The organism is Marivirga arenosa (genome assembly GCF_030503895.2).
GTDB lineage: Bacteria > Bacteroidota > Bacteroidia > Cytophagales > Cyclobacteriaceae > Marivirga > Marivirga arenosa.
Genome location: NZ_CP129970.2, coordinates 3,281,251 through 3,301,441 on the forward strand (window position 1 = coordinate 3,281,251; position 20,191 = coordinate 3,301,441).

The window sequence follows — 20,191 nt, forward strand, 5'->3', positions numbered from 1 at the left end:
CTCATCTCTAATTAGATGGGCTTTTTTTATATTCTAATTCCAGTAATACTGATATCATCGGTCTGTTCTGAATTGCCTTTCCATTCTAATATTGCGTGCTCTAACTTTTCTTTTTGTTTTTCAAATGAAAGTAATTTAATCTCATCCAATAAAGACCTCAATCTCATCCGCATGAATTTTTTATCAAACTCTCCACCAAATTGATCTACAAATCCATCGGTATAAATATAGATATGAGTATCTTCCTTTAAATCAATGTTTAAACTGACAGCTTGTTTTTGATTAGGTTCTTTTAAACCTCCAATTGAAAATCTTTCTCCTTTGAAAGTATGCCAACCTTTATCTTGATAGATTAAGAGATCCATACTAGCCCCAGAAAAACTCAAGTTTCTATTCTTTAAGTCAAAACATAAAAGGGCAATGTCTAAACCGTCATTGGAGGAGTTTTCTTTATATTGTAAGCTGTTCAAAACAGTCTGGTCTAATTTATATAGTATTTCAGCGCAATCTTCGACCCCTTGCTGGTTTACAATGCTAGTTAATAAATCATTAGCCATTACCGTCATAAAGGCTCCTGGAATTCCATGACCTGTACAATCCGCTAAGGCAAAGTAGATTTTATTATTTCTTTCTGTAAACCAATAGAAGTCACCACTTACGATTGATTTAGGGAGATAAAGCATGAAAAACTCGTGAAAAACAGATCGTATTTTATTGATGTCAGGAAGAATTGCCTTTTGAATGTGTTGCGCATACCAGATACTTTTTAAAGTCTCAGCATTCACTTCTTCTAGAGCTTGTTTTTGTTCGAGTATGCTGTCTCTTTGCGCTGCTATTTCATCTCTATTTTCCTTTATTTCTGACCTTTGCTGATTGATTTCATCATTTTTTATCTCTAACTGCTTATGCGCTTTATTTTTAATCTGATACCGATTGAAACTTATAAAAGCCAAAACAGACAAAAGTATTCCTAAAGCAGCTAAGAAATAATTACTGTTCTCTCTTCTTGTCAACTGAAGATTAGTTATTTCCGCCTCGTTCGTTAGAAGTTGAATTTCTTTTTCTTTTGATTGAATTTCAAAGTTGCTTTCTAATTGGGATACCTTATTGTTGAAATCTTGGTTATAGATGGAGTCATTTAATAGTTTGAAATTTTTGTAGGCCTTTAATGACTTTTCAAATTCATTTTTTTGCTCATAAATATTTGATAATCCTTTATAAGCTTGTTTTAATACCTCAAGTGCCTGTATTGATTTGGCGGCTTCTATGGCTATTTTAAAGTAGCGCTCTGAATTTTTTAAATCATCTATATTTAGATAGCTTTCAGCCAAACTTTTTATAATATATACTTTGTCATAATTCTGCTCCCCAGTAGGAACTGCTAGCAATGCTTTTTCTAGATAGTAAACGGCTGAATCATCATTACCAAAATCTTTATGGTAAATCCCTATATTATGAAGGGAATTGTATATCCCAACTGTATTATTTTGCCTTTTATCTATATTATAGCACTGTCTGAAATAACCTATCGCTTTTTCAGGAATTTCTCGTTTTAGATATAGCAATCCGAGATTACTCATAGTATTGGAAATACCTGCAGTGTCCTTTAATTCACGTTTAATTTCTAATGATTTTTCGTAATACTCAGTGGATTTGTCAAGCCTCCCAATTTCATCAAAAATAATCCCTACATTATTCATGGCTCTCGATAAGGAAGTAGGATTGTCCAAATCTTTTTCAATATCTAAGACTTGCAGAAAATAATCCAGTGTTTTTTCATAATCACCTAAACCATAATAGGAGATACCTAAATTATTTAACAATGAAATTTCGGATATTTTATCTTTATTTTTTCTGGCTAGTTCAAGCCCTTTATTTCCGTAATAAATCGCTTGAGAAGGTTCAGAAGTACTCAGGCTATACAATAATTCATCATATACATGAATACGGGTATTGTCAGGTATATCCTGCTTTAATAAATTCTTAAGACTATCTGTTTGGCTTATTGCTGCTAAAGGCAACAAAAATGTGTAGAAAAGAAGTAATAAAAATCTTGAAAACATAAACTGAGGGTCTCTTCAGAACCCTCAATTTATTAAAAATTATTTTGAATTCAACTTCTTAATTTGAAGGATACCAATTTCTAAGTCTTACTTCGACTTTCTTGGTGTTATTATTCACAATGGATTTAAATTTTTCTACATCGGATAAGCCTCCTTGGCCTCTGTAATGATAAGGATAAACAACAGCTGGTTTGAATTCACTTACTGCATCTGCTGCGGATTCAACATCCATTGTATAAGGTAAATTCATGCAAACGAATGCCACATCAATCTTCTTAAGCGAACGCATTTCTACTATATCTTCTGTGTCACCTGAAATATATATAGTCTTATTTGCGATACTAAGAATGTAACCATTTCCTCTTCCTTTAGTATGTCTTGAATCTTCAGATTCAGGAAGATTATACATAGGAATTGCTTTTATGTTAATATCCTTAAATTGAGTAGCTTTTCCATTATCTAAAATCTCAATTGATTTATTATCAATTGCCTCCATTTGATCGGCCACCGCCTGAGGAACAATGAAATGAGAATTTGAAGTATTTAGTGCTTTTAAGGTATTAGGATTTAAATGATCACCATGGATATCGGTTATTAGTATTAAATCAGCATCATTTAATCCAGAGAAACCTTCAGCACCACCATAAGGATCGACATAAAGGGTCATGCCATTATATTCCAAAGCTAAAGTACCGTGTACTATAGGATGAATTTTAATTTCGCCTTTGTTTGTTTTGATTACATCCTGAGCTTGTAAGCCGAATGACAAAAGAGTAAAAAGTACTAGTATATAATTTTTCATAAGTGTAAATTTTTTTAGTCTAAACTCTGATCCATCCTTTTTGTTAGAAGACTGTTTTTTATCCACCCTCTGATTTACTAATTCATAAACTAGATTAAGGAAAGGGATGATTGATTAGTACATGCTTACTTTTTCCATTTTTTGGCAATCGTAGCAATAACAACTTACTTTTCCTTTCAGTAAGCCCGATTTTAAGATGGACTTGCCTAAAAGTGCTCTTACACTTTCCTGAATCCCTTCAGTAATGGAAGGATGGGGATGTACACATTCAGCTAATTCTTCAATGCCTTTGTTCATGCTGATAAGTAAGGCAACGGCTTGGATGGCTGCAGAAGCTTGTTCACCCACAACCCGCATTCCCAATATTTTCATCTCATCATCATCTGTCACCAGTAATTTGATAAATCCTTGTGTATTACGCTTAGCTGTAGCTCTCGCAATAGTTGAATAATCAGTGGTAACCACTCTATAATTTAATTCTTTTTCCTGAGCAGATTTCTCATTGTATCCGACTCCCGCCACTTCAGGATTTAAGAACATAATGGTGCTGATATTTTCATAAACCAGCTTCTTCTTAGGTTCACCAAATATTTTCTCAACCGCATATCGACCTTCAAGTTCCCCAACATTTACCAAATTAATGTCAGCCGTAATATCACCCACTGCATAGATGTTATTCACAGAAGTATGAGTTTCATGATCTTCAACCCCTCTTTTTCCCATCTTTATAGGAACCGCATCTTTCCAGATATTCTCATAATTCGGCACTCTACCCACTGAAACCAAAGCCTTGTCAACTGTAAAGGTTTTTTGTTCGCCATCAGCAAAGTCAAGTTTATAAATGACTTTACCATCTTTAGTTTCAATTTCCGATAGAGAAGAATTCCTATGAATATGAACTCCATGAGATTCCAGATTCTTTTCAATAACAGCTACTACATCAGGATCTTCAAAGGGAAGGATTGTATCTCCTTTATCAATTAAGAATACTTTGGTTTGGCCAAAACCAGAAAAGATGGTAGCATATTCACATCCTATCACTCCAGCCCCCACAATTACCATACTTTCTGGGAAATCATCCATGTTTTCAATCCCATCACTGGTTAGAATGTATTTTTCATCAATAGGGATGTTGGGTAAATGTCTTGGCCTGCTTCCCGTAGCAATTATGATATAATCAGTTTCTACTAGTAAATCTTCCGTTAAGGTACTAATTGAAACAATATGATCGCTTTCTATACAGGCTTCTCCTTCCACAAAATGGATGTAATTAGAGTATTTAGGATTAGCTTCAAGTTCATTTAAATGAGACTGATAAAGTGATATTCTTTCATGAACAGCTTTTCGCACCTCTGTTTGTATTTCATGCCACACTGCCTTTGGTGGCTCTAGATGATAGCGCTCTAAGTTTTTTCTGAAAGCTAGCATATCTCTAGAAAGCTCCCATAATGTTTTGGAGGATAAGGCTCCATTTTTAACACCAGCACCTCCTAAAGTGCTTTTCTCTATTAATAAAGTTTTCTTTTTTAAATCCACTGCTCGCATGGCAGCAGCATAGCCAGAAGGACCAGCCCCGATTATCACTAAATCATAATGCTCCATAAAATCATATGAGTTTCCAGAGCAATTTAAAAATTTATTGGGATTAAACAGTATTAATCAAAGCTCATTAGATGAACCGCTTTATTTAACTGATATGATTACTGATAAATCTTATTGAGTTCTTCAGTTTTATTAATCATTCCTAAACTTCCTTTAGCAACGGAATATATAAGTAATGTTAAAGCTACTAATAGTACTATGGATAAATTATGATTTACCAGATCAATATAAAAGAATCGTAAATTAAATACGAGACATGCTGATAGCGTAATAACGCCTACTGACATTTTAAAGGAAAGGTATTTTCTTATATGTCTCTTTGATAAATATAAAATTAAACTGTAACCAAAGGAGAACACTACTAATGATATGACTATTGATTGTAAAATCATTTCAAAAGAATCTGGGAAGCTTTTTGATAGCTGAAAAAGGACAATTGAAAACAAGGCAAGAATTATCATTTTAGGAGAAGCGATAAATGATTTAGCTGCATTTAAATATGCATGATTTAGCTCCTTCTGATATCTCTTTTGGATGGATTCTTCAAATGACAAAAAACCAGTTGGTCCGAATTTGGATCGCACTTTGTTATAGGCTGATTCCAAATCCAATTCAGGCTTTTCTTCTTTCAAGTCTTCAATGGCAGAAGCAACATGGTCAATGATTTCAAATTGAACATCAGTATGGGTAAAGCCTCTTTTTGATATCCATGATTTAATTTGATTAATTTCTTCGGGTGATAATTTCATATGTATTGAATCTTAATTTTGGTTCTAAATACTTTAAACCCAATAATTGCAGAACTAATAAATAATGTGAATAGGACGAATAGAACAAAAGGATAGCTTTCGTAAAAATGTATTATTGGATAATCTGAACTTAAAACGATAATGGGTAAAAAAGTAGTAAGATTAAAAATAGTGAGTGGTAATTTTATGTATTGCTGACTCACATTGAAATGCGCAGAATTTAATTTTCTTCCTCCAACTTTATTAAGGCTTTTTAAAAGTGGGCCATAAATATTAAGCCCTACATTAAATGCTAAAAGGGGCATAATGATGAACCAGAAAAATCCCATTATTGAGATGTTCTGAAATAAAAAGAAACCAATTAGTAATATACAAATGGTAGTTAATATCTGGGGCCATCTCCAGAAGCCCTTGAATTCTCTCCAGTAAAGATCATTTATGGTTTTCTTAGTTTTCTTGAGAAGTTTACTGTTAATACTTTTTACTTTTTGATAATTAAAATGCTTATCTAATTCATTTAAAGTTTCTTCAAAACTCAATTCTCCATTCTCAAATGCTGAGGCATAATGATCATATAGCTCATTGTAGAGCTCAATATATTCTATTGGTTTTTTAGCTATATGATTTTGCAATTCTTCCTTTTGTTTGGTTGATAGTTTTCTCATTAGCTTAATTTTAAATTAAATCCCATTACACGCTGCATGTTCATTAAAAAAGCTTCCAGTTCTTGCATTCTTTCAGCTGTTGCTTTTTTTCCTCTTTCGGTAAGTTTGTAATATTTACGAACGCGACCGTCTACTTTTCTACTTTCAGTTGTTAAAGTGCCTTCTGCTTCCAATTTATGAAGAGTAGGATAGAGAGCACCTTCCGTTAGTTTGATTTCATCACTGGTTAGTTGCTTTACTTTTTGAGTGATTTCATACCCATACATTTCACCTGAAGTTTTAAGCAAGTGTAAAATGATAGTGGATAAACTTCCTTTTATGAGTTGTTGATTTGCCATAATGCAAGTATACAAAATTATCTTATGCATAAGAAAATTAGGTATAAAATATTTTGTTTACTTAATCATAAACCTTAATGTTTTTTATCGTACACTATCATGAAATTCGTTTTACTGTAACTATAAATAATTCATGGAACAATCCTTTGTAGATTTTATCATGCCTTTCGCCATAGCCATAATTATGTTTGGAATAGGATTGGAGCTAAAATTTAAAGATTTCTATAGAGTATTTTTACAACCAAAGGCTGTCGTTACTGGCGTGATAAGCCAAATGTTTATAATGCCCATAATCGCATTTGTATTAATATTTTTTTGGCCTATTGAAGCCGTTTATAAAGTTGGCTTAATGCTTTTAGCTTCCTGTCCAGGAGGAACTGCTTCAAATCTAGTGACAAAAATTCTTGGAGGAAGAGTAGCGCTCTCCATTTCAATGACTGCCTTCAACAGTTTCATTATACTCTTTACAATCCCTGCTATTTTGTATTTAAGTTTTACTATATTTCTTTCAAAAGAGCAGAATATAGATTTAAGCTTTTGGGAAACTACAGCACAGGTTTTTTTTACTGTGATATTACCCGTGATATTGGGTGTAATTGTAAATGAATATTCAAAAAGAGATTTTTCAAATCTATTAAAAAGGCCCTTAAAATATGTTTTGCCTATTATTCTATTAATAGCTTTGGCAGCAGTTGTTTTCCTGGATGAAGGAAATAAGAAAGTCAATTATTTAGATCATTTGAATTTATTTGTTCCTCTCTTCTTGTTTAACATTATTACCATGATGATGGGGTATAGAATATCAAAATTTATGGGATTGGACCATAAGTCAAATTATACCATAGCAATTGAAATGGGGCTTCAGAATAGTGTATTAGCATTGTTTATTGCTAATCAAGTGGTTGAAAATACTGCAATCAGTACTATGGCTATATTATACAGTAGTTTTTCATTTGTGAGTACTTTTTGTATAGCATTTTTAATGCAAAAGAAGATTATTCCGGGATTTAGAGTTTAAATTTTTCCATTCATAATAATTTCTTCACATCCGTATAGATTTCATATTGCGCTATTGGATTAATCCTATATATTTACGACCTAAAATTTTTTATACATGGCATCAAGAGGAGGATTTTCTAGTAAAATAGGATTCATTTTAGCAGCAGCGGGTTCTGCTGTAGGTTTAGGTAATATTTGGAAATTTCCATTCGAAGTAGGTGAAGGAGGAGGCGCAGCTTTCGTTTTTGTTTATTTAGTCTTTTGTTTCATATTATGTTTTCCAGTTATGCTTACTGAGATTGCCATGGGTCGGAAGACTTCCAAGAATCCAGTTGGTGCTTTTAACGCATTAGGATACAAAAAATGGAACTTCATTGGTAAATTAGGTATTCTTTCTGGATTTTTAATTCTTTCCTTCTACAATGTAGTTGCAGGCTGGGCTTTCGGATATTTCATTGAAATGCTTTCTGGAAATTTTGAGATTGGCAATCAGTTTGGCGATTACACTAAAGACGTTTATAAAGTTGGTGGCTATGCTGTTGTTTTTATGATTTCAACAGCCTTTATTGTTTCAAAGGGTATTTCAGGAGGAATTGAAAAAGCTTCTAAAATATTAATGCCTACTTTAATCATCATGATCATTGGTATAGTAATCTATTCATTAACCTTACCTCATGCCATTGATGGTCTTTCATTCTATTTAGTTCCTGATTTCTCAAAACTTACTGCTAAGGTGATTGGTAGTGCAATGGGACAAGCTTTCTTCTCTCTTTCATTAGGGATGGGCGCTTTAATTACTTATGGTAGTTATGTAGGTAAAAAAGATAATATCGTAACCTCTGCAGCATTTATAACACTAACTGATGTGGGGATTGCTTTTATTGCAGGTTTAATGATGTTTCCATTAGTTTCTTATCTAACTGAAGGAACCATGGAAGGTGCTGGTCAGGGCGCTGGTTTAATATTCGCTGTACTTCCAGGAGCTTTTGAAAGTTTAGGTCCAGTATTTGGAGTGATTATAGGTTCTGCTTTCTTTTTGTTATTATCATTTGCTGCCTTAACTTCTACCGTTTCCCTTCTTGAAGTTCCAGTTGCCTATGCTGTGGATGAATTGAATTTGAGAAGAACTAAAGCAGTTTGGATTGTTGCAGCTATCATATTTATTATTGGTTTACCTTCATTAGTGGGTAATGGTTATTCTGAATTCTTTACCAATTTCATCACCTATTTCGGTGCTGAACAACCAACTGATTTCATGACTTTCATTGGTCATTTAGCCAGTGATACTTTCTTACCACTAGGTGGTTGTTTAATCGTGATTTTTGCTGCTTACGTTTGGAAAAAAGAGAATCTTAGTGAAGAAATTAGTAGTGGATATGAAGGCTATAAAGGGTCAATAATTGAAAAATATATAAACTTTGCCATCACCGTTTTTTGTCCAATAGTATTGGCTATCATGTTTATATCAACAGTATTATCTAAATTCTTTAATATAAGCTTAGCTGATATATTTTTGTAGTAGATATTATTTTAGAAATGCAAAAGGCTCATTGAAAAATGAGCCTTTTTTGTTATAGAAACTCCAAAAGTAGGTGTTTCAAGAAAAAGTTATCATGTTCAATGAGCTTCTATAACCTTTTTCTTTGTGGTAGACAGAGCAAGTAATGGGATTTTAGTATGAAAAATCAGTGATTTACTCTCACTTTTACCAAACAGACTTTCAAATAATCCTTTCTTTCTTGGCGCTACCACAAGAAGATCTATTTTGTTATTATTAGCAAAATTATCTATTCCTGATTCAACATCATTATCTACTATATAATGATATTGATGGGGAGTTTCTCTTAAATGTAATTCAACATTCTTTGCCTCTTCTGCTTTATCTTTATCGAGCATTGGTTTATCACTTATATGTAATAAATGAATTTTTGAACCAAAAGCCTGACGGATTTCCTTCATAGGATTTAATAATTCAGCAGGAATTCCCTTATAATCATTAGAGAAAGCAATGTTTTGAATATCTTCATATTTAGCATCTGCAGGTATTACCAAAACAGGGCCTAGTTCCGCTTTAATAATACGATGAGCATTAGTACCTAGTATTACTTCATCTACACCACTTGCGCCTTGTGTACCCATTATGATCAGATCAACTTCATTGTCGAGACAATAATCTTCAATAGCATCTTTTACATAGCTCTCAGTTTTTACAGTTTCATATTCAAACTCTTTTAAATATGGAATTTTGTCTTCTAGCTGATCAAATTCTGAGTTGATATAATCCAATATTTCAGTTTCGCTATCTCCAATTTCATAAGCTATGTTAAAGTCTGAATATGCTAAAGGAACCGTATAGGCATTAAGAATAGTAAGTTCAGCTTTAGGGTTTATTTGTCTTGCAAATTTTGTTGCATAGTCTATTGCATTTAAGCTACAAGCTGAAAAATCAGTCGGAATTAAAATATGCTTAAACATGGCTTCTAAATTTATATGTTCTAAATGCTAAAGGAATAGCTTCGCTATGCCTTAATCTTTGATATAAATATAGATTCCTTATTTATAAAATACATTGATAGAGATTAGTCAAAAAGCTGATATAAATCATGCTTAAGACTTGTGTTAGGCCGTGATTTTTCTCCTACCTTCTACCTTTCTTAATCTTAGTTTTCGGGCAATTTGCAACAGCACTAATGCGATAAAATAACTCGCTATTGAAATGGGAATAGTAAGAGCTAGATTACCTAAAGCAAACTGTTTAAAGTATAATAGAATCTGTTGAAGTACCTCATTTTCAACCCTAACATCAGGAAGAGTATTTGAGATGAACTTGCCTAATTTGAAGCTTAACCAATATATGGGAATAATGGTAATTCCATTCCAAACTAACATGGAAAGGAGTACAGCCATTTTATTTAATTGCTTGAAAACGGCAATAAAACCAATTCCTATAGCAGTACTAAAACCTGGAGTGGGTAATAATGCGATAAGTGTCCCAAATGCGTAGCTAAATGCTATGGAGAAATCAGATTTATTAGAGGTCAAAATGGCGATGGTATAACGCTTTAATTTAAAGATAAATTTATCTTTATAGTATCTAAAATACCTAAGCGCCCACTTTTTTAGCTTTGTAGCCATCTTTTTGTAATACTTCAATGATTTTATCTCTAAAATCTCCTTGAATTAATATTTCACCATCTTTTGTACTTCCGCCAACCCCACATTTAGATTTTAACTTCTTGCCTAAATCTTTTAAGTCATCTTCAGTTCCAATAAATCCACTTACTAAGCTGACTTTCTTTCCGGCTCTGGCTTTCTTATCCAGCTGCACCTTTAAATTTTGTTGAGCAGGAGGAAGGGTTTCTTGTTCTTCTTGATCTTCATACTGATACTCAAAATCATCAGAAGTGGAATAAACAATACCTTCTCTATTTTTTTTATTCTTCTTACTCATTTATTAATACGTTGTAGAATTTAAATGTTTGGCTAAATTACAAACTTACTTTCGAATTTAAGAAAGCCTAATGTTCTTTCAAATTCAGATGAAATTTTAGCTACAATAGCTACTTCCTTATGAGAGTGAGGGTGCATAAATTCTAATGTTTTGGCATGTAAAAGCATACTATCCATACTCCATTTTTCTTTGAAGAGTTTATTCTGTTTATTGCAGCCATGTGGTCTATCTGCTATTATTGGATGGTTAATATGTGCAAAATGTTTTCTGATTTGGTGCATTCTTCCCGTTTCAGGTTTCACTTCAACCAAGGAATAGCGTGATGTATTAAACTTTCCGAATGCAAGGGGTATTTCGGTATGCATCAAAGTTTTGTAATGAGATATCGCTTCTTGTAATTGCCCATTTTCCTTTCTTAGAGGATAATCAATGGTGCCCTTTGATTCCGTATATCCTCTCACTATAGCCCAATATGTTTTCTGTATTTGCTGTTCTCTGAAGATTAATTTCATTTTAGAATTAGTCTCTTCATTAAGAGCAAATAACAAAACGCCAGATGTTTTTCTATCTAATCTGTGAACAGGATATACTCTTTGTCCAATTTGATCTCTAAGCAATTGTAATGCAAACACATTTTCCTCAGCTGCAATTTTTGATCGATGTACTAATAACCCATGAGGTTTATTAATGGCTACTAGGTGCTCATCTTGATAAAGAATTTCTAAAGGACTCTCAGACATTTCAATTTAAAATTTTAAGGAAAATATTTATTCTGATATCTCCTTAGAGTATTTCTTCCACCATCCGTTTTCACTTCCTTCTGAAAGCTGAAACCATTTTCCCTGCGGTTTTGAAATCAAGGGAATGTCATTCTTCTGAGCCATTTCTTCCAACTCGTGAATAGGTTCATACCAGCTATGTAAGGCTAAATCAAATGTACCCCAATGGATAGGAAACATATAATCGGCACGCATTTGCTTAAAGGCTTCCACCGCTTCACCGGCATCCATATGGATATCATGCCAGGCTTCATTATAAGCGCCAATCGGTAATAGCGCTAGCTTAAACGGACCTAATTTCTTATCAATCTCGCCAAAGCCTTTAAATATCCCCGTATCTCCCCCAAAGTAGATTTTATCACCGTCTATATCAATCACCCATGAAGCCCAAAAAGTATTATTTTGGCTAAATAATCGACCACTAAAATGACGTGCAGGAGTGGCTGTAATACTAATTCCATTTTCACTATTAGTATCCCACCAACTAAATTCTTTGATCTTTTCTGATTTAACTCCCCAATATTCTAAACTGGCTCTAACTCCGGTTGGGACATAAAATAGCTTTGTTTTACCGGCTATCTTTTTTATGGTTTCATAATCTAAGTGATCATAATGATCATGTGAGAAGACTACAGCATCCAATTCTGGTAAATCATCAGCCAAAATAGGAGGAGCGCTAAAACGTTCAGGCCCCATGAAACTAAAAGGTGAAGCTCTATTTCCGAGCATTGGGTCTAGCAATACATATTTCCCATTTTTATGCAGTAGAATGGCTGCATGACCTAACCAGTTTACTTGTAAGATGCTATCACTCTCATTTTTGTGGGTTTCTTTGAAAATGTAATCTGGGGTAGGTTGAGTTTCTACATTTCTTTTAAAGTAGTTTCTGATAATCCTAGGAACCTGTGTGAATTCAGCACTCTTAGTTGGAATTACATTTACGAACTTACCTTTATTATAGTAAGGAGATTTTTGCATCTCGCTTTTCTCAGGAGCCTTACCTACGGAGGGAACAAAGTATTTTACCATATAATAGCCTAAAATGAAAAAGGCCACTATTGCTAGTAAGCCTTTTAAAATATTGAAAATCTTTTTCATTGTGTGTACTTAAACTGAAAAACGACTCATAAGTTTCAATTGAACTAGGCAGTTACCTTACCATAAAGCTCTTCTCTCTGTGCTTGAATTCTGTCATCATCCATATATTGATCATAGGTTTTTAAGCTATCAATATTTCCATTAGGAGTAATTTCTAAAATTCTATTTGCTACAGTGTTGGTGAACTCATGGTCATGAGAAGTAAAGATCACTGTACCAGGGAAGTCTTTCAATCCATTATTAAATGCCTGAATAGATTCCAAATCAAGGTGATTGGTAGGTTCATCCAACATTAATAGGTTACCACCTGTTAACATCATTTTAGAAACCATACATCTCACTTTTTCTCCTCCAGATAAAACATTCACTGATTTGAAAGTTTCCTCACCTGTAAATAACATTTTACCTAAGAATCCACGGATATACACTTCATCCTTTTCTTCAGAATAATTTCTTAACCAGTCGATTAAGTTCTCATCACTCTGGAAAAACTCATCATTATGGTTTGGTAAATAAGAAGTTGTAATAGTTTGCCCAAATTTAAAGCTTCCTGAATCTGCTTCCATATTGCCATTCAGTATCTCAAATAGGGCAGTGGTAGCCAAACTATCCTTACTCAATACAGATATTTTATCTCCTTTATTGACGAATAGATCCAAATCTTTTATGAGTACCTTATCTTCAACAGATTTATTCAACTTTTCAATTTGTAAAATCTGATCCCCGGCTTCTCTATTTTGATTAAAAATAATAGCAGGATATCTTCTGGTAGATGGCTTAATGTCTTCTACATTAATCTTATCTAATAATTTCCTTCTACTTGTTGCTTGCTTAGATTTAGAAGCATTTGCACTAAAGCGAGCGATGAATTCTTGTAACTCTTTCTTCTTTTCCTCTGCTTTTTTATTTGCAGATGATTTTTGCTGAAGTGCTAATTGACTTGATTCATACCAGAAAGAATAGTTACCAGAGAACATATTGATTTGACTAAAATCAATATCCACTATGTGAGTACATACAGTATCTAAAAAGTGTCTATCGTGAGATACTACGATTACTGTATTTTTAAATTCTAAAAGGAAATCCTCTAACCAAGCGATAGTATAAATATCCAAATCGTTGGTAGGCTCATCGAGAATCAATACATCAGGATTACCGAATAAAGCTTGAGCTAATAAAACACGTACTTTATAGTTACCACTAATGTCTTTCAATAACTTATAGTGATGCTCTTCTTCTATTCCTAATCCACTTAATAAGGCAGCTGCATCTGATTCAGCATTCCAGCCATCCATTTCAGCGAATTCTTCTTCTAATTCAGATACTTTAATACCATCTTCTTCTGAAAAATCAGGCTTACTGTATAGCTCTTCTTTGGCCTTAATATTGTTCCAAAGCTTATCATGCCCCATCATTACTGTATTTAATACAGAATGTTCGTTGAACTCATTATGGTTCTGCTTTAAAACGGCCATTCTTTTTCCTGAATCAAGGCTAACGGAACCTTTAGTAGGGTTTACCTCTCCAGAAAGAATTTTAAGAAAAGTAGATTTTCCTGCTCCATTAGCGCCAATTACGCCATAGCAATTACCTTGAGTAAATTTGATGTTTACTTCATCAAATAAAACTCTTTTCCCGAATTGTAAAGTTAAATTACTGGTATTAATCATATCATTTTGTCAATCAAGCCGCAAAGGTACGCATATTCATTGAGAGTGATAAGTTTTATGTTGATCTTATTTGGAATATTTTATTTAAACCCACTATTTACAGAATTTTATTGCTTTTTAAATTACCTTGGGCAGACTTTTTTATTCCCTAAAAAGTATCAAATTTGTAATTCCTTCAAAAGTAATTTATGGAAGAGAACCAAGAACAGATTGCCCAGCAATGGCATGCTTTTTTACAAGAATATTTCCAGAAGCGCATTCAACAAAAGCAGGAATTTATTCTTAAGCATTTTGAATTCATAAAGGAGCAAAAACCTTCCGATTCAAAAATTAGTGATGCTAAAATTGAAGATGATTATAAGCAATCTGTTTTTGAGTTTATTAAAAACACCTACAATGTTAAGCCTAACTTAGAGGCAGAAGATGAGATTAACGTCCATCAGACACTATCCACTGAGTTTCATAATTATCTTTCTTCTATACCTGAGAAAATCAATATTGAACAAAGGGAAGCTCGCTTTAAAATTTTAAAGGAAGATGCTTTCAGACTCAAATTACTTAAGCCTTATAAAATATTTGCTTTTAAGTTTTCAAAAATTCCATTTCATATTGCTAATCTTTTTAGGAAGGAAAAGAAAAAGCTGCATTACTGGAAGCATGAAGTTAAAACTCAAGCATTATTTGAAAGATGGTTTTTCAATAAAATGTATTCCACTTTAGATGAAGTTAATCAGGATATTCTAAAGGAATTTTCGGATGCACTTTTAGAGGTAAAATCATTTGAATCAAATCCAGATCAAATCGATAATGATCCAACTAGTTATTTCAATGAAGATTTTAAAAAGTCAATTAAGCTTAAGATAAACGAAGCCTACCTAAAGAATTGTGAGCAGTATGAAAAGGAGTTTGAATTAGTTGGCACAATAGAATATAACAAAAAACTGATCTCTGAAAGGAGGCTAGAAAGAGATTACCGTCAATTAAAAAAGCATTATTCAAAGCATCATCATAATTGGCAGAATACAATCCATGCTCTATTTGAAGATTGGAGGTCAGAATTAGAATTATCTGCATTACAAGCTTATATCGCTAATAATATTCATGATCTTGATGAGAATATTCAATCTTGGAAGGCGAAAATTTATGAGCATTTTTTAAATGATATAAAATCCTATCTAGCCGAGGCACAAGCTATGTTTGATCAGGAAGTAATGGAGCTTGAAGGAATTACAAAAAAGATTACTCAGGTAAAGTATATTACTAATAAGAAGCTAGGGCAAAGTTTGATTCAAAATATGCAAGAAAACTTATCTAAGAATTCTATTTTGAATCAGATGGATAGACTTGAGCATATGGTGAGTGAGAGAGTTGAAAAGCTAGCAACCGCTTATGTAGTAACGAAATCAAATCAATTTGACGTTCCACTGGAAGATAATGAGCTTTCCACTATTTCAAATTATGAGTTATTGTCCTTTGAACTAATTCCAGATTTAAATGCAAAGCTTGAAGAGTTGAAAAGTGAGGTGTTCACGGTAATGGATGAACTCTTGATTAAGGTAGGCGATATTGATGAGATAGTGGACTATGTATTAAGTGCAGCATCAAATTCACTGGACCAAGATGAAGATGAACAGCAAGCAAAAAGTATCATAGTTGATGGATTTGAAAGAGCTGAAAATACTACAAATGAAGTAGAAAGCCAGATTAATGAGATAGTTGAGAAATCTGGAGAACAGCTCAGAGAAATGAGTGATGAGTTAATAGAAGAATTACAAAAACTTAAGCAAAATGATAAAGTTTCGGCTTTAAGAATTCGGATTAGTAAGGCAAAAGCTTTGCACAAATCTGAAGCTTTAACTCAGAAAGTATTCGATTACATCAAGAATTACTTTTCAATAGCAAAATCATTTTTTCTTAAATACTACGATAAGGCTTTAGAGCTTAAAACAGAATTATCTAAACGCTTTTTATCAGCTACCATCGTAAATGAGCCGAATAGAGCGGTGTCAGATTTCTTAAATGAATCGAATCAGATAATCAACGGATTACCCCTCATTTACAGGAAACTTTATGCAATAGAACCCTTAACTGATATGGTTTTATTTGAGGGGCGAGAAAAAGAAATAAAAAGAATCTCATCTGCATATGCTGCCTGGCAGGAAGGGAAGTTTGCAGCTGTTTTGCTTACTGCTGAGAAGTGGAGTGGTATGACTTCTTTAATTAATTATTCAGTTAAAAATATCAAGTTCAATATTATTCCTCTACGGATTGAATTGAAAATCAATGATCCGGAACCCCAGACACTTTTTAAAATATTAGCTGAAAAATTAGAGGAAAATTTAACAGATAAAGAGTCAATAATTGAGTTTTTGAATACAGGTAAAAAGAGAATCATAATCATTGAGAACCTTCAAAAGCTTTTTCTTAGAGAAATGCACGGACAGAAGTCACTTATTGATTTTATAGATATTATGACCGCTACACAAAAGAATGTATTCTGGATCGGTTCCATTTCTATTTATACATTTAATTATTTAGAGAAGTCTTTAAAAATGAGTGCTTTCTTTAGTTATCATATTCCGCTAGAACCATTAAGTGATGATGAAATCAGTAAATTAATTATCAAAAGGAATAGAATAAGTGGTTTTAAAATTCAATTTGAAAAATCTGAAAAAGATATAAATGACAAAAAATATAATAAACTTGACGAAAAGGAGAAGCAAGATCATTTAAAGGAAAGGTTCTTTAAAGACCTTAATAACTTCGCGAAAAGCAATATTAGTATGGCCTTGATGTTTTGGTTGTTATCTACCAAAAAAGTAGATGATCAAAACATTATAATTAAAAATTTCAAAAAGCCTGACTTCAGCTTCTTATCCTCAATAAAGATGGATAGAGTTTTTGTATTACAGGCCTTAATCATGCATGATGGCTTATTTCAGGGGCAGTTAGCAAAAGTGCTTTCATATGATATCACTAAAACTAAATTTCTATTAATAGAGCTTTTAGAAGATGGCGTTTTACAAGAGAAGGAAGGCCAATTCTTTGTTAATCCAATTATTTACAGAAATACGGTTCAACTATTAAAGTCTAGAAATTTACTATGAGAAATGTTATTATAAATAGTTTATTATCGGTTTTATTAGTCTTAGCCGTATCTTTTGAGAGTTACGCACAGGAACCTCTAGAGCCTTCTATAATAGATAGTAGCTTAATAACAATTGATTCTATTGTTGATGTGGTCAAGGACTCCATAAGAAGGGATTCAGCAGCTCAGTCAGCCAATTCGGATGTTTCAGAGTCAAAATCAGAAACTGATACAGTTTTTGTTCAGACAGCAAATGCTACTGAGCCAAAGAAAGAAGACAATAAAATAGAGGATATATCGAAGTTTTTTTCTGGGGATAATATCTTCTATTCTATAATTTTTCTATTGGTAGGTTTTCTAATTATAAGAGCCATAACTTTTGTTTTAAATGCTTTAGCAGAACGCAGTACGAAATATAGAATCACCTTTAAAGGCCTTATCCCAATTGTTAAGATTTTAGGATGGATATTAGTAGTTACCTTAATTATAGTTGTAATATTCAAACCCTCAATGGCCACTATGTTGGCATTTTCAGCTTCCATTGGTGTGGCAGTAGGTTTTGCATCACAAGATATTCTAAAGAATATTTTTGCGGGTATTGTTATTCTGTTAGACAGACCTTTTGTATCAGGCGATAAAATTGAAATTGATAAGTTTTATGGAGAAGTTGTAGAAATAGGACTAAGATCAACACGTATAGTTACCCCAGATGATTCATTGGTTTCTGTTCCAAATGCGGTGATGATGAACAGTTCATTATCAAATGCTAATTCAGGAGAAGCTAATTGTCAGGTAGTTGCGGAGATTTATTTGCCTCTTACTATTGATACAATTAGAACGAGAGAAATAGCTACGCAAGCAGCTACTGTGTCAAAGTATATTTATCTAGATAAACCCATAACTATATTATTCTTTAATGAGATAAATAATACGAATTCTTATTATAAAATGAGGGTTAAAGCCTATGTAATGGATATTCGGGATGAGTTTCGTTTTAAAAGTGATATGACTGAACTGATAGTTTCTGAATTGGTGAAAGAGGGAGTATTAACGGGTCATTTGTAATCCTTTCAGGATTATTATTTAGTTTTACAATTATCAATTAAAATCTCGAATCAAGAGTATGTTATTATTTGGAGCAAGTGGACATGCTAAAGTAATTGTTGACAATCTATCGTCTCAAGGTATAAAAGTGAATGGCTTTTATGATGAAGATGAATCAAAAAAGGAATTATGGGGAATCCCAGTAATTGGTAAAACAAAGGATTACAAAAAATCAACTGAAGAGTGCCTAGTATCAATCGGTAAAAATAGTACTCGGAAGAAGGTCGTGCAGCAATTGAAAGAGGCTCCTTTTGGAACTGCAATAAATAAAACTTCTATACTGGGATCTAATGTTAAAATTGAGAAAGGTACAGTGGTTATGGCAGGTACTGTTATTAATGCAGATACCAAAATAGGAAAACATGTCATCATCAATACTTCGGCTAGTGTAGATCATGACTGTATCGTGGATGATTATGCCCATATCGCACCTAATTCAAGTTTATGTGGGGGTGTTCATATAGGTGAAGGGACTTTAATTGGAGCAGGAGCAACTGTTATACCCTTAGTGAAAATAGGGAAGTGGTGTACAATTGGTGCAGGTGCTGTAATAGTGGAAGATGTTCCAGATCATTCAGTAGTGGTAGGTAATCCTGGCAAAATAATAAAGCAAAATTAAGATGACAGAAATTGCAATATTTGGAGCAGGAGGTTTCGGAAGAGAAGTTAATCTGATCATTCAACAGTTAATCAAAAAGGGACATCCCCTTCATTTTTTAGGTTATTTCGATGATGAAGATAAATCTGCTGAATTAGGGCAATCATATTTAGGTAATTTGGAGGATCTTAATAATTGGAATAAACCTATTTCAATAGCAGTTGCAGTGGGGAACGGTTTGGTGAGAAAAGAGATAGTAAATAAAATTACCAACCCAAAAGTAGATTATGCTCGTTTGATTTCACCCTATGCTATTTTTAATGACATCATTGAAGTAGGAAAAGGGAGTATTGTATGCGCTGGAGCGAATTTAACTACTAACATTTCAATTGGTAATTTTACAGTAATTAATTTGAATGCTACAATTGGTCATGATTGTATCTTAAGTGATTTTTGTTCAATTATGCCAGGGGTAAATTTGGCAGGTAATGTTGAATTGGAGAAAGGTGTTTTTGTAGGAAGCGGTGCAAATATTTTGAACGGAGTTCGTATGAAAGAAAATAGTGTGCTAGGATCAGGGGCAGTACTAATAAATGATTTAGCAGCCAATGAGAAAGCTGTGGGAGTACCAGCAAAAACTATTAGAAAGTGAGTTTATATCAAGATTTTAAACCATCCATACTTTTTTTAGCCAAATTCATTGGGCTTTACATTATCCTTAATATTGCCTATGGATTTTATTTGGATGCTTCAAAAGGAGATGCCGATGTAGTAACCAAAATAGTGACAGAACAGACTGCATGGATTATTGATTTATATGAAGATCAAATTAGCACAGGGCCAACGGAAGATTTAAAAAGCATTTTTATTTACCAAGGTGAAAACCCTATTCTGTCAGTATATGAAGGCTGTAATGGGTTAAATGTAATGATTATATTTTTATCCTTTCTGATTGCTTTTGGTACTATTGGCAAGAAAATGCTATGGTTTATTCCGACTGGAATTATAGTAATTCATCTTTTTAATCTACTTCGAATTCTTCTGTTGTTTCATGTCACCATTTCAATGCCTGACTTTTTATACTTTAGTCATAAATACTTATTTACTGCATTTATCTATATAGCAGTTTTTGGAATGTGGGCATTATGGATTTTGAAAATAAATGATAAATAAAGGAATTTTAGA

The 20,191-nt window shown here is 33.0% G+C and carries 19 protein-coding genes; 7 read left to right on the top strand and 12 right to left on the bottom strand.

Features of this window, described 5'->3' with window-relative positions:
• Nucleotides 1-26: 26 nt before the first annotated feature.
• From QYS48_RS14265 to QYS48_RS14290, 6 genes are all read right to left on the bottom strand, one after another.
• Entirely contained in the window at nucleotides 27-2,063 is a 2,037-nt protein-coding gene (locus tag QYS48_RS14265; RefSeq protein ID WP_308356506.1) for a tetratricopeptide repeat protein, read from the bottom strand.
• 58 nt (nucleotides 2,064-2,121) lie between these two features.
• Nucleotides 2,122-2,865, bottom strand: coding sequence for an MBL fold metallo-hydrolase (locus QYS48_RS14270; protein WP_308356507.1), 744 nt, complete (start codon nucleotides 2,863-2,865; stop codon nucleotides 2,122-2,124).
• Between the two features lie 114 nt (nucleotides 2,866-2,979).
• Complete coding sequence (locus QYS48_RS14275) at nucleotides 2,980-4,467, bottom strand: NAD(P)/FAD-dependent oxidoreductase (RefSeq protein WP_308356508.1); 1,488 nt, start codon at nucleotides 4,465-4,467, stop codon at nucleotides 2,980-2,982.
• A 98-nt stretch (nucleotides 4,468-4,565) separates the two neighbouring features.
• Entirely contained in the window at nucleotides 4,566-5,216 is a 651-nt protein-coding gene (locus QYS48_RS14280; RefSeq protein ID WP_308356509.1) for a hypothetical protein, read from the bottom strand.
• Nucleotides 5,213-5,881: a hypothetical protein gene (locus QYS48_RS14285; RefSeq protein ID WP_308356510.1), complete on the bottom strand. Its 669-nt coding sequence runs from the start codon at nucleotides 5,879-5,881 to the stop codon at nucleotides 5,213-5,215. The genes QYS48_RS14280 and QYS48_RS14285 overlap by 4 nt, the downstream gene beginning before the upstream one ends.
• Nucleotides 5,881-6,219, bottom strand: coding sequence for a PadR family transcriptional regulator (locus QYS48_RS14290; protein ID WP_308356511.1), 339 nt, complete (start codon nucleotides 6,217-6,219; stop codon nucleotides 5,881-5,883). The genes QYS48_RS14285 and QYS48_RS14290 overlap by 1 nt, the downstream gene beginning before the upstream one ends.
• Before the next feature lie 133 nt (nucleotides 6,220-6,352).
• On the opposite strand from QYS48_RS14290, the gene QYS48_RS14295 reads away from it, so the two are divergent.
• Nucleotides 6,353-7,237 (top strand): hypothetical protein, encoded by an 885-nt coding sequence (locus tag QYS48_RS14295; protein WP_308356512.1) that lies wholly within the window; start codon nucleotides 6,353-6,355, stop codon nucleotides 7,235-7,237.
• Nucleotides 7,238-7,333: 96 nt separating this feature from the next.
• Nucleotides 7,334-8,737, top strand: a complete 1,404-nt coding sequence (locus QYS48_RS14300; protein WP_302124682.1) for a sodium-dependent transporter — start codon at nucleotides 7,334-7,336, stop codon at nucleotides 8,735-8,737.
• 98 nt (nucleotides 8,738-8,835) lie between these two features.
• Here the strand turns inward: QYS48_RS14300 and QYS48_RS14305 are convergent, their stop codons facing one another.
• The 6 genes from QYS48_RS14305 to QYS48_RS14330 all read right to left on the bottom strand — a co-directional run bounded on the left by QYS48_RS14305 (nucleotide 8,836) and on the right by QYS48_RS14330 (nucleotide 14,216).
• Nucleotides 8,836-9,693 carry a universal stress protein gene (locus tag QYS48_RS14305; RefSeq protein ID WP_308356513.1) on the bottom strand — a complete coding sequence of 286 codons (858 nt, stop codon included), beginning with the start codon at nucleotides 9,691-9,693 and terminating at the stop codon, nucleotides 8,836-8,838.
• Between the two features lie 144 nt (nucleotides 9,694-9,837).
• Nucleotides 9,838-10,353 (bottom strand): DUF2062 domain-containing protein, encoded by a 516-nt coding sequence (locus tag QYS48_RS14310; RefSeq protein WP_308356514.1) that lies wholly within the window; start codon nucleotides 10,351-10,353, stop codon nucleotides 9,838-9,840.
• Entirely contained in the window at nucleotides 10,322-10,669 is a 348-nt protein-coding gene (locus tag QYS48_RS14315; RefSeq protein ID WP_308356515.1) for a translation initiation factor, read from the bottom strand. The genes QYS48_RS14310 and QYS48_RS14315 overlap by 32 nt, the downstream gene beginning before the upstream one ends.
• A 32-nt stretch (nucleotides 10,670-10,701) precedes the next feature.
• The gene (locus QYS48_RS14320; RefSeq protein WP_308356516.1) at nucleotides 10,702-11,409 is read right to left on the bottom strand and encodes a pseudouridine synthase; all 708 of its coding nucleotides are present in this window, start codon (nucleotides 11,407-11,409) and stop codon (nucleotides 10,702-10,704) included.
• Nucleotides 11,410-11,436: 27 nt separating this feature from the next.
• Complete coding sequence (locus QYS48_RS14325; protein WP_308356517.1) at nucleotides 11,437-12,546, bottom strand: MBL fold metallo-hydrolase; 1,110 nt, start codon at nucleotides 12,544-12,546, stop codon at nucleotides 11,437-11,439.
• A 44-nt stretch (nucleotides 12,547-12,590) separates the two neighbouring features.
• Nucleotides 12,591-14,216 (bottom strand): ATP-binding cassette domain-containing protein, encoded by a 1,626-nt coding sequence (locus QYS48_RS14330; protein WP_308356518.1) that lies wholly within the window; start codon nucleotides 14,214-14,216, stop codon nucleotides 12,591-12,593.
• Between the two features lie 188 nt (nucleotides 14,217-14,404).
• Here QYS48_RS14330 and QYS48_RS14335 point away from each other — a divergent pair, with 188 nt between their 5' ends.
• The 5 genes from QYS48_RS14335 to xrtF are packed head-to-tail and all read left to right on the top strand — an operon-like array spanning nucleotide 14,405 to nucleotide 20,179.
• Nucleotides 14,405-17,323 (top strand): hypothetical protein, encoded by a 2,919-nt coding sequence (locus tag QYS48_RS14335; RefSeq protein WP_308356519.1) that lies wholly within the window; start codon nucleotides 14,405-14,407, stop codon nucleotides 17,321-17,323.
• Nucleotides 17,320-18,369: a mechanosensitive ion channel family protein gene (locus tag QYS48_RS14340; protein WP_308356520.1), complete on the top strand. Its 1,050-nt coding sequence runs from the start codon at nucleotides 17,320-17,322 to the stop codon at nucleotides 18,367-18,369. Before QYS48_RS14335 ends, QYS48_RS14340 begins: the two co-directional genes overlap by 4 nt.
• Nucleotides 18,370-18,427: 58 nt before the next feature.
• Nucleotides 18,428-19,027: an acetyltransferase gene (locus tag QYS48_RS14345; RefSeq protein ID WP_308356521.1), complete on the top strand. Its 600-nt coding sequence runs from the start codon at nucleotides 18,428-18,430 to the stop codon at nucleotides 19,025-19,027.
• 1 nt (nucleotide 19,028) lies between these two features.
• Nucleotides 19,029-19,658 carry a NeuD/PglB/VioB family sugar acetyltransferase gene (locus QYS48_RS14350; RefSeq protein WP_308356522.1) on the top strand — a complete coding sequence of 210 codons (630 nt, stop codon included), beginning with the start codon at nucleotides 19,029-19,031 and terminating at the stop codon, nucleotides 19,656-19,658.
• Nucleotides 19,655-20,179, top strand: a complete 525-nt coding sequence (gene xrtF, locus QYS48_RS14355) for an exosortase family protein XrtF (RefSeq protein WP_308356524.1) — start codon at nucleotides 19,655-19,657, stop codon at nucleotides 20,177-20,179. The genes QYS48_RS14350 and xrtF overlap by 4 nt, the downstream gene beginning before the upstream one ends.
• The last annotated feature ends 12 nt before the right edge of the window (nucleotides 20,180-20,191 follow it).

What these genes read in the sequence shown, in the direction of transcription:
- QYS48_RS14265 (WP_308356506.1), bottom strand. Translation starts at nt 2,063, where the DNA reads ATGTTTTCAAGATTTTTATTACTTCTTTTCTACACATTTTTGTTGCCT.
- QYS48_RS14270 (WP_308356507.1), bottom strand. Translation starts at nt 2,865, where the DNA reads ATGAAAAATTATATACTAGTACTTTTTACTCTTTTGTCATTCGGCTTA.
- QYS48_RS14275 (WP_308356508.1), bottom strand. Translation starts at nt 4,467, where the DNA reads ATGGAGCATTATGATTTAGTGATAATCGGGGCTGGTCCTTCTGGCTAT.
- QYS48_RS14280 (WP_308356509.1), bottom strand. Translation starts at nt 5,216, where the DNA reads ATGAAATTATCACCCGAAGAAATTAATCAAATTAAATCATGGATATCA.
- QYS48_RS14285 (WP_308356510.1), bottom strand. Translation starts at nt 5,881, where the DNA reads ATGAGAAAACTATCAACCAAACAAAAGGAAGAATTGCAAAATCATATA.
- QYS48_RS14290 (WP_308356511.1), bottom strand. Translation starts at nt 6,219, where the DNA reads ATGGCAAATCAACAACTCATAAAAGGAAGTTTATCCACTATCATTTTA.
- QYS48_RS14295 (WP_308356512.1), top strand. Translation starts at nt 6,353, where the DNA reads ATGGAACAATCCTTTGTAGATTTTATCATGCCTTTCGCCATAGCCATA.
- QYS48_RS14300 (WP_302124682.1), top strand. Translation starts at nt 7,334, where the DNA reads ATGGCATCAAGAGGAGGATTTTCTAGTAAAATAGGATTCATTTTAGCA.
- QYS48_RS14305 (WP_308356513.1), bottom strand. Translation starts at nt 9,693, where the DNA reads ATGTTTAAGCATATTTTAATTCCGACTGATTTTTCAGCTTGTAGCTTA.
- QYS48_RS14310 (WP_308356514.1), bottom strand. Translation starts at nt 10,353, where the DNA reads ATGGCTACAAAGCTAAAAAAGTGGGCGCTTAGGTATTTTAGATACTAT.
- QYS48_RS14315 (WP_308356515.1), bottom strand. Translation starts at nt 10,669, where the DNA reads ATGAGTAAGAAGAATAAAAAAAATAGAGAAGGTATTGTTTATTCCACT.
- QYS48_RS14320 (WP_308356516.1), bottom strand. Translation starts at nt 11,409, where the DNA reads ATGTCTGAGAGTCCTTTAGAAATTCTTTATCAAGATGAGCACCTAGTA.
- QYS48_RS14325 (WP_308356517.1), bottom strand. Translation starts at nt 12,546, where the DNA reads ATGAAAAAGATTTTCAATATTTTAAAAGGCTTACTAGCAATAGTGGCC.
- QYS48_RS14330 (WP_308356518.1), bottom strand. Translation starts at nt 14,216, where the DNA reads ATGATTAATACCAGTAATTTAACTTTACAATTCGGGAAAAGAGTTTTA.
- QYS48_RS14335 (WP_308356519.1), top strand. Translation starts at nt 14,405, where the DNA reads ATGGAAGAGAACCAAGAACAGATTGCCCAGCAATGGCATGCTTTTTTA.
- QYS48_RS14340 (WP_308356520.1), top strand. Translation starts at nt 17,320, where the DNA reads ATGAGAAATGTTATTATAAATAGTTTATTATCGGTTTTATTAGTCTTA.
- QYS48_RS14345 (WP_308356521.1), top strand. Translation starts at nt 18,428, where the DNA reads ATGTTATTATTTGGAGCAAGTGGACATGCTAAAGTAATTGTTGACAAT.
- QYS48_RS14350 (WP_308356522.1), top strand. Translation starts at nt 19,029, where the DNA reads ATGACAGAAATTGCAATATTTGGAGCAGGAGGTTTCGGAAGAGAAGTT.